The 13,000-nt window shown below is 35.9% G+C and carries 13 protein-coding genes; 4 read left to right on the top strand and 9 right to left on the bottom strand.

The features are described from left to right. Nucleotides 1-33: 33 nt before the first annotated feature. The 4 genes from CQ022_RS15280 to CQ022_RS15265 all read left to right on the top strand — a co-directional run bounded on the left by CQ022_RS15280 (nucleotide 34) and on the right by CQ022_RS15265 (nucleotide 3,914). The gene (locus CQ022_RS15280) at nucleotides 34-423 is read left to right on the top strand and encodes a DUF4293 family protein (RefSeq protein ID WP_105683191.1); all 390 of its coding nucleotides are present in this window, start codon (nucleotides 34-36) and stop codon (nucleotides 421-423) included. Nucleotides 424-566: 143 nt separating this feature from the next. Further along, entirely contained in the window at nucleotides 567-1,487 is a 921-nt protein-coding gene (locus CQ022_RS15275) for a M28 family peptidase (RefSeq protein ID WP_105683190.1), read from the top strand. A 222-nt stretch (nucleotides 1,488-1,709) separates the two neighbouring features. Then, nucleotides 1,710-3,548 (top strand): ABC transporter ATP-binding protein, encoded by a 1,839-nt coding sequence (locus CQ022_RS15270; protein WP_105683189.1) that lies wholly within the window; start codon nucleotides 1,710-1,712, stop codon nucleotides 3,546-3,548. An 18-nt stretch (nucleotides 3,549-3,566) separates the two neighbouring features. Continuing rightward, nucleotides 3,567-3,914, top strand: a complete 348-nt coding sequence (locus tag CQ022_RS15265; protein ID WP_105683188.1) for a DUF1801 domain-containing protein — start codon at nucleotides 3,567-3,569, stop codon at nucleotides 3,912-3,914. 49 nt (nucleotides 3,915-3,963) lie between these two features. Here CQ022_RS15265 and CQ022_RS15260 read toward each other — a convergent pair whose 3' ends face one another. The 9 genes from CQ022_RS15260 to rsfS all read right to left on the bottom strand — a co-directional run bounded on the left by CQ022_RS15260 (nucleotide 3,964) and on the right by rsfS (nucleotide 12,992). Then, nucleotides 3,964-5,775 (bottom strand): hypothetical protein, encoded by a 1,812-nt coding sequence (locus tag CQ022_RS15260; protein ID WP_105683187.1) that lies wholly within the window; start codon nucleotides 5,773-5,775, stop codon nucleotides 3,964-3,966. Nucleotides 5,776-6,076: 301 nt separating this feature from the next. Continuing rightward, the gene (locus CQ022_RS15255; protein ID WP_105683186.1) at nucleotides 6,077-6,397 is read right to left on the bottom strand and encodes a transposase; all 321 of its coding nucleotides are present in this window, start codon (nucleotides 6,395-6,397) and stop codon (nucleotides 6,077-6,079) included. A gap of 1 nt (nucleotide 6,398) precedes the next feature. After that, a complete protein-coding gene (locus tag CQ022_RS15250) occupies nucleotides 6,399-6,812 on the bottom strand; it encodes a transposase (RefSeq protein ID WP_105683185.1) in 414 nt (137 codons plus the stop codon). Between the two features lie 97 nt (nucleotides 6,813-6,909). Beyond that, nucleotides 6,910-7,902: a helix-turn-helix transcriptional regulator gene (locus tag CQ022_RS15245; RefSeq protein WP_105683184.1), complete on the bottom strand. Its 993-nt coding sequence runs from the start codon at nucleotides 7,900-7,902 to the stop codon at nucleotides 6,910-6,912. A gap of 406 nt (nucleotides 7,903-8,308) precedes the next feature. Then, on the bottom strand, nucleotides 8,309-8,965 hold the full coding sequence (locus CQ022_RS15240; protein WP_105683183.1) for a phosphatidylserine decarboxylase family protein: 657 nt from the start codon (nucleotides 8,963-8,965) through the stop codon (nucleotides 8,309-8,311). A gap of 4 nt (nucleotides 8,966-8,969) precedes the next feature. Further along, nucleotides 8,970-9,842 carry a phosphatidate cytidylyltransferase gene (locus CQ022_RS15235; RefSeq protein WP_105683182.1) on the bottom strand — a complete coding sequence of 291 codons (873 nt, stop codon included), beginning with the start codon at nucleotides 9,840-9,842 and terminating at the stop codon, nucleotides 8,970-8,972. Nucleotides 9,843-9,866: 24 nt separating this feature from the next. Beyond that, the gene (locus tag CQ022_RS15230) at nucleotides 9,867-10,448 is read right to left on the bottom strand and encodes an LUD domain-containing protein (protein ID WP_165791670.1); all 582 of its coding nucleotides are present in this window, start codon (nucleotides 10,446-10,448) and stop codon (nucleotides 9,867-9,869) included. 135 nt (nucleotides 10,449-10,583) lie between these two features. Further along, nucleotides 10,584-12,605, bottom strand: coding sequence for an ATP-dependent zinc metalloprotease FtsH (ftsH, locus tag CQ022_RS15225; RefSeq protein ID WP_105683180.1), 2,022 nt, complete (start codon nucleotides 12,603-12,605; stop codon nucleotides 10,584-10,586). A gap of 21 nt (nucleotides 12,606-12,626) precedes the next feature. Then, entirely contained in the window at nucleotides 12,627-12,992 is a 366-nt protein-coding gene (gene rsfS / locus CQ022_RS15220; RefSeq protein ID WP_047376360.1) for a ribosome silencing factor, read from the bottom strand. Between the last annotated feature and the right edge of the window lie 8 nt (nucleotides 12,993-13,000).

The following is a 13,000-nucleotide window of genomic DNA, read 5'->3' as shown; positions in this document are numbered from 1 at the left end:
TTTATATTATTTTTGCCTAGAATTTAATATTCAATGCTACAGAGAATACAAACTATATGGACTTTATTAGCAGTTTTAGCTGCAGTTTTCCTTTTCATAACAGGACAGGATGTTGTCATTTCTGACAGTATTCCCTTGCTTAATATAAGCTGTATCGTGCTTGTTATTACAGGAGCATTAAGTATTTTTAGTTTCAAAAACAGAAAAAGACAAATTTTGCTGAATACCATCAGCATCATTATAAACGTTTTGTTGATTGGTGTATTGGCGTACTGGTTACTAAACTTATCCGGAGGAATTCATTTTCCTGAGAAGGGTATTGAGCCGATTTTCCCATTGCTTGCGGTGATCTGTCTGCTTATTGCAAACATTTGCATCCGAAAAGATGAGAGGCTCGTAAAATCTGTAGACAGACTTCGATAGCCTTACAACGATTTTTTGAGTGAGAACAGCTTCTTTTAAGGAGCTGTTTTTTATTTATCTCATATTCTTATTTAATTTATGTAATTTCATTGCAACTTTTTGATCAGAAATACGACAGATCATATAACTTTTAATAAAAGACAATGAAAAAGCTAACGTATCTTACATTATCACTATTCTCCATATTTACTTTTGCACAGGAGGTTTCCAAGGAAAGAGTAAAAACAGTTCTTTCCACTCTTGCTTCAGATGAAATGAAAGGCCGTGAAATCGGAACTCAGGAAAATGAAAATGCTGCCAACTATATTGCAAAGCTTTTCAAAGAAAATAACCTGGAATACTGTACCGGAAAATCTTATCTGGTTCCTTTTGATTATAATGGAAAAACGGTATATAATGTCTGTGGAATCAAAAAGGGAAAAACTGATCAATATCTTGGATTCTCAGGGCATTTTGATCATATCGGAACCAGTGATAAAAGCGGAGACAATATTTACAACGGAGCGGATGATGATGCCAGCGGAATTACCACCCTGGTAGGTATTGCCGATTATTTCAAAAACAAAAAACCGGAATTCTCTATGGTGTTCATGGCATTCAATGGGGAAGAAAAAGGAATGCTGGGCTCAAGAGCTATTTCAACGGATAAAAATCTGGATCCTATTTATAATAAGATGACTGCTCTTTTCAATTTTGAAATGGTCGCTACAGAATCTCAATGGGGAAAAAACGCATTATATATGACAGGAGACGGATTCTCGGATCTTGATGAACTTTTCAATCAAAATGCTGTGAATGGATTAAAAATCAATGCAGACCCATATGCAAAACAACAGCTTTTCTACCGTTCAGACAATGTGAGTTTTGTAAAAAAGAAAATCATTGCCCATTCATTTTCAACCGTTGATATGACCAAAGCATCTCATTATCACCACGAAAATGATGATATCAATATTGTAGATTTTGATAATATGACCCACATCATCAATAATTTGGGAAAAACACTGGACAAACTGAATCCTAAAAACTTTGCTCCGAAATATAATGACCAAGTGAAATTTTAATTAAACCATATATGAAAACCGCTGAGATAGCGGTTTTTGCATTAAACAGCCTTAGTCTTTTACTTCCTGTTCTTTAGTCTTATTGATTCAAAAAATAAGATTCAATAGTTGTGAGTTGTAACAAAAAGACATTTTTTGAAACTTATCCATTAAAGTAAAACAGGATTAAGAACGTCTTATCTTTTAATTTTACGTAATTTTGCTATCCAATTTTTTCATTGAATGAACCAATATATTAAAATACTAAAGTTCGCAAGACCCCACCAAAAATACATCTACGGAAGTTTATTTTTTAATCTCCTGTATTCTGTATTTCAAATTGCTTCTTTGGGAACTATTCTACCCGTTTTGGGAATGCTTTTCGGCACCATTGAGGCTAAAAAATACAGCCAACCCCCTGTGTATTCGGGAGAAATTTTAGACTTTTTCTCTTATGCAAAAGAATATGCCAATTATTATGTTCAGAGTTTAGTAACCGAACATGGGGCACTTAACGTTTTGGCCTGGCTTTGCGTGATAACGGCTTTTATGTTTCTACTGAGAAACCTTTTCAGATATTTAGGTTCATTTTTATTGATCAATTATCGTGTGGGTGTTACTAAAGACCTGCGTGGAGCGATGTACAGAAAGATTCTTTCTCTGCCTGTTTCCTTTTTTACAGAAAGCAAAAAAGGAGATCTGATGTCTCGTATGTCAAATGATGTGGGTGAAGTTGAAGGGAATATTTTGGGAAGTTTAGTTGAATTAATCAACGCTCCTTTTATGCTGATAAGCACGTTGGTGACTCTTTTCTTTTTAAGTACAGAAATGACTCTTTTCTCGCTTTTAGTATTACCTGTAATGGGAACAATGATTGCTTTAATAGGAAAAAGTCTGAAAAAAGATTCTCACGAGGCTCAAAATGAGATGGGAAATATTTTCTCCATTGTAGACGAAACATTAAAGTCTACAAAGGTGATTAAGATTTTCAGTGCAGAAAAAATAATGGACAACCGTTTTATGCAGTCTATGCAGAAATGGATTAACAGTTCAATAAGATTAGGAAGAAAAAAGGAATTGGCCTCTCCAATGAGCGAATTTTTAGGCTCCGTTACTTTTTTAATTATTGCCTGGTACGGTGGAAAGCAAATCATTGTAGAACAAAGCATCTCACCTGCAGATTTCCTGGTTTTCCTGGGTATTTTCTTCCAGATTTTACCTCCTGTAAAAAGTTTATCCCAGTCCATTTCGAATGTGCAGAAAGGAGAAGCATCTCTTGAAAGGGTGTTGGCAATTCTTGATGCTGATGTAAGAATTGACGAAATAGCGAACCCTGTTTCCATCTCAACATTAAATAAATCAATCGAGTTTAATAATATTGGTTTTTACTACGATAAAGATCATACGATTCTTAAAAATTTCTCACTTTCCATCCAAAAAGGAAAAACGGTTGCTCTTGTTGGGCAAAGTGGAAGTGGTAAAACAACTATTGCCAATCTTTTAGCAAGATTCTATGATGTTTCGGAAGGAGAAATTCTGATTGACGGAACAGACATCAAGCATTTAAAATTACAGAAATACCGTAAGCTTCTGGGAATGGTAACACAGGAATCTGTATTATTCAATGATTCCGTTTACAACAATATCCTGATGGGTAAACCTGATGCCACCAGAGAAGAAGTGATTGCAGCCGCTAAAATTGCCAATGCAGACACCTTCATCACCAATCTTCCAGAAGGATATGATACCAATATCGGTGATGATGGCGGAAAGCTTTCCGGAGGTCAGAAACAAAGGGTTTCTATTGCCAGAGCAGTGTTGAAAAACCCACCTATTATGATTCTGGATGAAGCCACCTCTGCACTGGATACGGAATCTGAAAGATTTGTACAGGATGCACTGGAAAAAATGATGGAAAACAGAACTTCTTTAGTCATTGCCCATCGTCTTTCAACCATTCAGAAAGCAGACTGGATTGTGGTCATGGAAAAAGGTGATATTGTAGAACAAGGGACACACCATGATCTGATTGCTAAAAGAGGCGTATACCACAAACTGGTTGAACTTCAAAACTTTGACTAATCATTTAACTGAATTACAATGAACCCCATACAAGAGTATTTCTACAGAATCGAAGAGCCTGAAAGAAGTACTCTTTTGTTTTTGCGTGATACTATTTTAGCTTCAGATCCGGAAAATATTACAGAAACATTCAGTTTCGGACTTCCGTTTATTAAATACAAAAAGAAAATGCTGTGCTACTTCTATTACAGCAAAAAATACCAAAAACACTATCTGAGTTTTTATCACGGTGACAGACTTGATTATCCTGAACTGATTCAGGATGGCAGAAAGAAGTTCAAAATTCTACTTATCAATACAGAAGAGGATATCCCTGTGGAATTTATATTAAACCTGACACAGGAGGTTAAAAGATATATAAAATAAAAAACTCCGGCACGAATAATCGTGCCGGAGCCATCTTTAAAAAACCTTATCATTTTGTGTTTATTCCACTGAATTCTGCCTTTTTAATTGCCCAGGCAAGAGCATTTGCATAGAATATTGAGTTATATACATTCATTTCATAGGCAGCTGCCCCATTTCCATAGTTGGGTTTAGGAATTGGTTTATAGTTCGTATCTGCATAGAATGGACATATCGTATCTGAAGTATTGGGAGAAGTAACAGTTCCACACTGAGAGTTAAATCCTCCATCTCCTACCCAGATAAAGTTCAGGGTGTTATGCTTAAATGCTGTTACACGACCTACATTTCCTGTGGGTGAAGCTGTAGAAATATTTGTATCTCCTGAATATACAGTAATCTCACTGGAAGGCAGCCCTGTTGCATATGTTGTAGAAGAAGCATCTTCACCCCATTGCAATCCTCTTATATCGCCAAAAGGGCCATTCAGTATTTCGTCATTGGTAAGTGGAAGTTTATAGATAGCTCCCGCACTGTTTACACTTCCGGTATTTACAGATCCGTCAAAAACATTTCTGAAAAGGTTCTGCATTCCGCTATTACTTTCAGAATAAGCAACGATTACACCTCCTTTTGCCAGATAATTTTTTAATACCTGAGCCTCTGCAGCATTCATTCCCCATGCATATCCAATAACAATAATATCTACAGGATTTGCTCCCGTTGTCCAGGTTGTCAGCTGTGTGGCATTTGGACTGTCTGTACCATCTATGATCTGATCCCATCCTTCGTATTTTACAATACTGTTTGCCAGTGTTCCAAAATTAGCGGCAGCTTTAGTCACCATACCTGATGGTGAAGTTCCTGATACATTATATCCACAACCATTTGGAGCTGTTCCAATGGTTAAAAGTTTTTTCTTGGGAACCACCACAATCACATTGACAGTACATGTGGTGGAAACTCCTCCCTGGCTGTCAGAAGTAATGGTCATTGTTTTTACAGTCGTGGAGGAAGGTGTACCTGTCCCTTGCAGTGTAATATTCTGATTTCCTGTAGCAGCAAATACTCCTGATCCACTGAAAGAAATTCCATCAACAGTATTGGTGGTAATGGTGTAACTTCCAAGTGTTGAAACATTCACTGGCAAAGTAATCGTATTGGAAGCTGTAAGAGCAGTTCCTACTTTATAGACTCCGTTTACCGTTGCACTTCCACAGCTCATAGTATATGTTCCGGAAGGACTCAGTACCGTAATAGAAATTGCAGGAGTACAGGTAACAGCAGTTCCGTTGGCTTCAAGGGCTACATTATCTGTCTGAATATTCTGAGGAGCTCCCTGTCCCGGAATCTGTATGGTTTGAGTTCCGGTATTAAGGAATACTCCGGTTCCATAAAAGTTATATCCATTTGTTGTCGTTCCGGAAATGGTATAATTCCCTGGTTTTGTAACATTAACAGCAATGCTCAGGTAATTCGAATTGGTAAGTTCTTTCCCTTTCACGTAGCTTCCCATTGCTTTGGAAGAGGAGCAGTCTATGGTAAAAACAGCTTTCCCCATTTGTCCGCAGACACTTTTCCATTCATTGTCAGCAAGACTCCAGTAATTAAAACAGTCTTCTGTGGTATTGTAAATTGTCAAGCCATCATCTTTGGATTGATTAATTACAATTGCATTTCGCTCTGTTTCAGTTAACCTCGGAATAAGTACTCCTTTGTTATTATTTCCTGAAACAACATCCAAAACAGAGTTTGAATTGGGTGCAGTAGTATTAATTCCTACCGCTCCATTATTAGCCTGTGAATAAATTTTTCCAAAAGCAAAGAGCATTGCTATCAGCAAGACTTTGATTGGGAACATTGTAAATTTTGTGTCCATCATTGTATGAATTATAATTGTTTAATGATTAAAATTTCAACCAAGCAGCTCAGTCATTTAACCGTCACAAAATTATCATTCACAGACCATTACTAATTAATTCCCACTACGCAATACTACTCACGCGTAGTAAAACTCACAAAAAGTCAACAACTTACAATCGTGAAAAAGCACTAACAAAAAGTTGAATTATTTAATAAATCTCAAACATAAAATAAAAAAGAAAAACAGAAACAACACAAATATCATTATTGATTATTTATTTAAAATCATAACGCCAAGAGATTAAATGAAACACAATTATTCATACTTTAAAAATGATTTTCCATTTGGCAATGGTATTTCGGCTTATTTTAAAATGATGACTGAGCTGAAGATTGGTAAGCTCATTTCTTTTCTGATAACTGAGAATCTTCAAAATAGATTCTTCGTCATAAGAACGGAGTCTTTGGCTTTTGCGCCCCAACGTATATTCAGGTTCACCAAAAATGATTTGATTAAATTTCAGAATATCAATAGCAGAATGGAGAGTTTCCAACTTAAACATGATGGTGCTATCTATTAATTTTTCAGGGAATTTTTCTTGAAGAATATCAGTATAAATCTGCTTATAGTCAGGCATCATATTATATTTTTTTCATCCATTTATATAAGGTGGTTTTAGGAATCTTATACCGTTCCACAACATCGTTAGCCGTCATTGTACTACTATCAATTTTTTCAAGTATAAAATCTTTTACTTCCTGGGTATAGATACTTTTCCGGAAAACCATCGCCTTTCCCTTTTGGATGGCTGTATTATCAATTCTTGACTGAGGAGCATATAAAATCAGGTGGCTGGTATAAAACCTAAAGAAATCAAATTTTAAAAGCTTGCACCACTTCAACAGAACTTCGGTATCCATGCTTCTTGCATGATACATCATTTCTATTTCATCTTCCGCTCTGTTTAAAAATCGGGAAATTCTTTCTATTGAAATCTGATGTTCTTCTACTTTGGATCTGACCAGACTCCCAATATGAATGTTCTTAATATTCATCACAATATTTTTAAGTAAAAATATTGACAAGAAAAACAAAAAATGCCATCAAATACTACTCAACACTACGTATAAGTAACAAAAATCGGAATTTTGTTTAAATTTTAATAAGAAAGCTATTAACGTTGATCTCTGAGGAGATGTTCAGTTTTTTCCGGATTCTGTATTTTTTACTTTCTACCGCACGAATACTGTTATTGGTACATTGTGCTATTTTCTTGGTATCAAAATCAAGTTTCATCAAAGCACAGAAATACAGTTCAGAATGGATAAGATTAGGATTTATTTTTAAAATATCAGGAATAAAATGAGGAAAAAACACCTGAAATTTTTCAAAAAACATAGGCGAATTATTTTCAGCCAGGCTTAAAATTTCCTCGATATTTTCTTCTGAAAGATGATTGATAAGCATCTGGTGCTTCATGAGTTCTGTATTTGTTTTCACCAGATCCTTGATGGTAGAGTCTTTTTCTTTTCTGTCCGTAATTAAGCCGTGGATAAGGGCATCCTTCTGGGTAATAAAGACAATATCCATCAAAAAGGAAGCAATAGAAAATAAAATATTCAACAGTTTTATTGTTTTAAAATCTTCTTTTTCTATAAATCTGCTCTTTGGCAGAAAATCAAAATCAAAATACAGACATACTATAAAATTGATGCTGATCATGAATGTAATAAAAAAGATGGAAAAAGAATCTTTTTTGTAATTCAGGAAGAAAGGAACCGCAAACAGAAGACAAAAGTAGAAATATTCTACCCCTGCATTCTTGTAAGTATAAATATTAAAAAAGTTGACAATAAAAGTCAGTAAAACAAATGTACCGATAATAGAAGTTTTCAAAACCTTTTTAAACCGCCTGGTTTTTCCTTTTATAGCCATAAGAAACAGCCAGAAAAAGGTAATTACGGTAAGAAATGTTGAGATCAACATATCTCCGAAAAAAGCGATAATAAAAATGGAATAAAACAGAAATATGAAAAACAGTAAAAGCAGATACCGATTGATAAGATGCAGATAATTACTGTCAAAATCGTCATCCATCTTCTCTGTTTCGTCATTGATCATCTTAAAGAAAAACTTATAAATCATCTTGTTGTTTTTTATGTTTTCACAAGCTCAAGTTGGCATTCGTACTACTGAAAGCATAAATTTCCCAATATTAATAGCTTCTCAATAAAATAAAAACTAACAAGACAAAATGTTCGCCTGTAATTTTTAATGATAAAAGAATATGATTCGTGTTTTTCAGTTCCAATTTACTAAAATTCAGATTAAATTATTAAACAAATTATGAGCAATGATAAAAAATCAACATTAAAGACCTGTGTTTTTTGAGCATACAAAATTATTAATCCACACCAGAAAGTTTCAATGCCCCAGTACGCAATATTACGCGTGCGTAGTTAAACTCAAATACTCTACTGAACTTCATACTGTCAAAATAAAAAAGAGAGCCGTTACGGCTCTCTTTTTATATGTATTTACAATAAGAATATTAATTTTCTTTCAGTTTGGCGATTATATCTTCACCTCCTTTTGTAATATCACCAATCTTGCAGATGATCTCCGTATCCAGCGGCAGGAATACATCCATTCTGGAACCGAATTTAATAAATCCGAACTCATGCCCGGCTTTTGCTTTATCACCTTCGTTACAGTAGAAAACGATTCTTCTTGCCACATATCCGGCAATCTGTCTGAAGACTACTTTATGATTGGTCATCGTTTGTACGGCTACCGTAGTTCTTTCATTCTCCGTAGAAGACTTTTCATGCCATGCTACCAGATATTTTCCCGGGTGATATTTTTTATAAATCACTTCTCCCGAAACCGGATATCTACAGATGTGAACATTCAGTGGAGACATGAAAATAGAAACCTGGATGGCTTTTCCTTTAATAAATTCACCTTCATCCACTTCTTTGATCATTACCACTTTTCCGTCTACCGGAGCTATTACGTTTTCTTTGTGATCAAGGATATTACGATCCGGAACTCTGAAGAACCAGAAAACTAAACCGTAAATAACCAACAAAGGCATAATGATCACCAGTGACCATATTTCAAGGAAATAAATTGCTAAAGCACCCAGAATAATAAAAAGCAGGGTTGCAACGGTAATTGTTCCTTTTGATTCTCTATGTAATTTCATGAGACTAAATAAATTTTTCTAAAATAAAGTACAAATATACGACAGGAACGCAGATAATAAAACTATCCAGTCTGTCTAAAACTCCACCATGGCCAGGAATGATGTTTCCACTGTCTTTTACACCGAAATTTCTTTTCAATTGACTTTCTACTAAATCCCCCAAAGGAGCAAAGGCAGCAACCAGGAATCCTACGATCATCCAGTTTCCTCTCAGCTCAGGCTGATAATGTTCAATAAAATAAGACAGAACCAATGTAAGAACTACACCTCCGGCATATCCTTCCCATGTTTTTTTAGGAGAAATTTTAGGAGCCATTTTATGTTTACCGAAAAACTTCCCTACCAGATACGCAAAGGTATCACTACTCCAGATCAGGATAAACAGAAACAGAACCTCCAGGGAGAAACTGTCTGTATAGCTGGAGAACTTTGGAAGTCCCAATGCAAAACTGAACGGCAGAGCTACATAAATAACGGTAAAAATGAGTTTCCCACTGTCGAAGTATAATTCGTTAGGATATTTGAATAAGGTAACCACAGCAATCCCAATAAGCGCCAGTGCCAGTATTTCACTAAGTCTGAAATCAAAAAAGAAATCGTGACTAAAATATCTTTTGGAAAAAATATAGAAAATAAACATGACTAATGGGAATACCACCCATTTTTCATATCCGTTTCCAAATTTCATGATTTTGACACATTCCCAGGTTCCCACAATCAGCAACAGACTCATTAAGCCATAAAAAAGATACTGCTGTTTGATGAGACCAGGTACAATACTGTTCAGCAGCTGTGCTCCCAACGGTGTAGAACAAAGAATAATGACGGCTACATACACTATCCCTGATACGGTTCTTTGAATGAGGTTTTTGTCCAAAATTTAAAATTTAGAAGTGGTTGCTTAATCTTCAAGCAGCAATAAAAACAGTTTTGTATTGGCATTGGAAGAACTGTCCATTTTTGACTGGCTTCCGCTGATGGAAGTAAGGTTCTTGATATTTCCGTTTCTTTTTATTTTCCCCATTGCATCATTCAGGTTGTTCACAATCTGAGAAACATTGGCAATGATAATAATTTTGTCAGGAAGCCTTGAAGAATGATAATGAAGGATATTATTATGGGAAAGCATGATTCTGCCATCATAGGCAATCAGGTACTCACAAGTAATGAATGCGGCCTCATTAGAAGACTGCAGTTCTGAAGTATAAGTAGACTTCACAACGTTCAAAAAGTTCTGAAGTTCTTTATCCCAACAGAAAAGGTTGTTAATACCTTCTATTTTGATAATTTGATTTAAAGTTTGTAGAGCTTCCGCTTCATCTGCACAATAATTAAAAAATCCCCCCGAATGCGTAAATAATTGCGCAAACTTATAGTCAAGATCCGCATTTTTCAGCGAATCCCCAAGCTTCTCCAGGCTCTGTTTGTCCTCTTCTTCAGGCTGGTTGGTAAGTTTGCTTACAATCCTCTTGAATAAATTCAACTTAATCTATTTTTAGTCAACTTTATACAAAAATAGAAAATAAATTACAATAGTGTCCAAAATATCTCTTCAAATATGAAAAAACCTGACAATTTTGCAGTTGTCAGGTTTTTGTTAATTCTATTTTTTAGAGTCTTAAAGCTGTGTTGGGCTTTCTGGAGCCTGAATTTCGCTTTCTTCTTCTTTTTCTTTGATCTGAGGTGTTTCCACTGCTGTTGGCTGATCTTTCTCAGGAATAGTATTGGTAACAGGTTTCTCTGTCAATTCAGGATCCCATGCTCTCTTACCGAATATTTCTTCTAAGTCTTCACGGAAGATCACTTCTTTTTCCAACAGTTTATTAGCTAAAGCATCCAGCTTATCTTTATTTTCTTCAAGAATTCTTACTGCTCTTTCGTACTGATTTTCGATAATCAATTTGATCTCTGCATCAATCTTAGTAGCCGTCTCTTCAGAGTAAGGCTTTCCGAAAGAATATTCAGACTGTCCTGAACTGTCATAGTAAGAAATATTACCAATGTTCGGACTTAATCCATAGATTGTCACCATTGCCTGGGCTCTCTTCGTTACTGTTTCAAGATCAGAAAGTGCTCCTGTAGAGATATTGTTGAAGATCACCTGCTCTGCGGCTCTACCTCCCAATGTTGCACACATTTCGTCCAGCATCTGCTCAGTAGTGGTAAGCTGTCTTTCTTCCGGAAGATACCATGCTGCCCCTAAAGAACGTCCTCTTGGAACAATTGTTACTTTTAAAAGTGGTGATGCATGTTCTACTAACCAGGAAATAGTTGCATGTCCTGCTTCATGGTAAGCTACTCTTCTCTTTTCAGATGGCTTGATGGCCATATTTTTCTTCTCAAGTCCACCGATAATTCTGTCTACCGCATCCAGGAAGTCCTGTTTTGTAACAGAAGTATGGTTATATCTTGCTGCGATTAATGCTGCTTCATTACAAACATTAGCAATATCTGCCCCACTGAAACCAGGAGTTTGTTTGGCTAAGAAATCTCTGTCAACATTATCATCAAGTTTGATCTTTTTCAAGTGAACATCAAAGATCTGTCTTCTTTCATGAAGCTCCGGAAGGTCTACATAGATAGAACGGTCAAAACGTCCTGCTCTCATCAAAGCTTTATCAAGGATATCTGCTCTGTTGGTTGCAGCCATTACAATTACATTCACATCTGTTCCGAAACCATCCATTTCAGTAAGAAGCTGGTTCAATGTATTTTCTCTTTCATCGTTTCCGCCTGAGAAATTATTTTTTCCTCTTGCACGTCCGATAGCATCAATCTCATCAATGAAGATAATTGCCGGAGATTTTGCTTTAGCTTGGGCAAAAAGGTCTCTTACTCTTGACGCTCCTACCCCAACAAACATTTCAACGAAATCAGATCCTGAAAGTGAGAAGAACGGAACTTTAGCTTCACCAGCAACAGCTTTTGCCAATAAGGTTTTACCTGTTCCCGGAGGGCCTACCAAAAGAACTCCTTTAGGAATTTTACCTCCCAGTTTTGTATATTTTTCAGAGTTTTTCAAGAAATCTACTACTTCCTGAACTTCTTCTTTAGCACCTTCCAATCCTGCAACATCTTTAAATGTTACCTGAATTCTTTCTTTTTCGTCGAAAAGTTTTGCTTTAGATTTTCCGATAGAGAAGATTTGTCCGCCAGGACCTCCACCTCCACCCATCTTTCTGAAAAGAAGGAAGTAGAATAATCCTAAGATAGAAATCCAAACCAGCGCAGGAATTAAAATATCCATTAATGCGCTTTTTCCTGTACCGTAATCTTTAGTTGTTTTAATAACCGGATTGCTGGCTTTGACCTGCTCAAATTTCTGAAGGAAAAGTTGAAGGTCTCCATATTTCACAGAAAAATCTGCTTTAGGAGCCATGTCCAGGACGGAAAGTGGGTTGTTTTCTTTTCCGGCTTTGGAAACCATTGCCGATTTTGCTTCTTTTGTTAGGAAAACATCCGCTTTCTCTATGTCTTTGTATATAATTATATTCTGGACTTTGCCCGCCTGCATTTCTCTAAAGAAACCATCTTCATCAATAGATTTTGCAGTATCGCCTCCAAGGAAATTGGAGCCAAAGAACAGCAAAAGAGCTATGATTGCAATAGGAAAGAACCAGTTGAATCCTTTATTATTCATTTAGACTTTTTAAAATTTTTATTATTCATTTTCAATTTTGGTAATGACTGCGTCACCCCAAAGCTCTTCTATATCATAGTACTCACGTACTTGTTTTTGGAATATATGAACCACCACTGAAACGTAATCCACCAATACCCACATCGCATTTTCAGTCCCTTCTACGTGCCAAGGTCTGTCCTGCAGTTCGTTTCTTACTTTTTTCTCTACACTTCCTGCTAATGCAGCTACCTGTGTATTTGAGTTTCCACTACATATCACGAACGTTTCTGCTACGGAGTTTTCGATGTTGGAAAGATCAAAGATCATAATGTCTTCTCCTTTTACATCCTGGATAGCTTCAACGATTTTATCTATTAACGCTTGTTTTTCTGCTGTTTTATTCATTAAAAAAA

The sequence above is a fragment of the Chryseobacterium culicis genome, assembly GCF_002979755.1.
Classification (GTDB): domain Bacteria; phylum Bacteroidota; class Bacteroidia; order Flavobacteriales; family Weeksellaceae; genus Chryseobacterium; species Chryseobacterium culicis_A.
Note: the sequence above shows the minus strand (reverse complement) of the source record. Positions and strands in the feature narration are given on the sequence as shown.

Bases quoted from the DNA above. Each gene is read 5' to 3' on its own strand.
- CQ022_RS15240 (WP_105683183.1), bottom strand. From the start codon at position 8,965: ATGAAATTACATAGAGAATCAAAAGGAACAATTACCGTTGCAACCCTG.
- CQ022_RS15260 (WP_105683187.1), bottom strand. From the start codon at position 5,775: ATGATGGACACAAAATTTACAATGTTCCCAATCAAAGTCTTGCTGATA.
- CQ022_RS15280 (WP_105683191.1), top strand. From the start codon at position 34: ATGCTACAGAGAATACAAACTATATGGACTTTATTAGCAGTTTTAGCT.
- CQ022_RS15245 (WP_105683184.1), bottom strand. From the start codon at position 7,902: ATGATTTATAAGTTTTTCTTTAAGATGATCAATGACGAAACAGAGAAG.
- CQ022_RS15250 (WP_105683185.1), bottom strand. From the start codon at position 6,812: ATGAATATTAAGAACATTCATATTGGGAGTCTGGTCAGATCCAAAGTA.
- CQ022_RS15270 (WP_105683189.1), top strand. From the start codon at position 1,710: ATGAACCAATATATTAAAATACTAAAGTTCGCAAGACCCCACCAAAAA.
- rsfS (WP_047376360.1), bottom strand. From the start codon at position 12,992: ATGAATAAAACAGCAGAAAAACAAGCGTTAATAGATAAAATCGTTGAA.
- CQ022_RS15275 (WP_105683190.1), top strand. From the start codon at position 567: ATGAAAAAGCTAACGTATCTTACATTATCACTATTCTCCATATTTACT.
- CQ022_RS15255 (WP_105683186.1), bottom strand. From the start codon at position 6,397: ATGATGCCTGACTATAAGCAGATTTATACTGATATTCTTCAAGAAAAA.
- CQ022_RS15265 (WP_105683188.1), top strand. From the start codon at position 3,567: ATGAACCCCATACAAGAGTATTTCTACAGAATCGAAGAGCCTGAAAGA.
- ftsH (WP_105683180.1), bottom strand. From the start codon at position 12,605: ATGAATAATAAAGGATTCAACTGGTTCTTTCCTATTGCAATCATAGCT.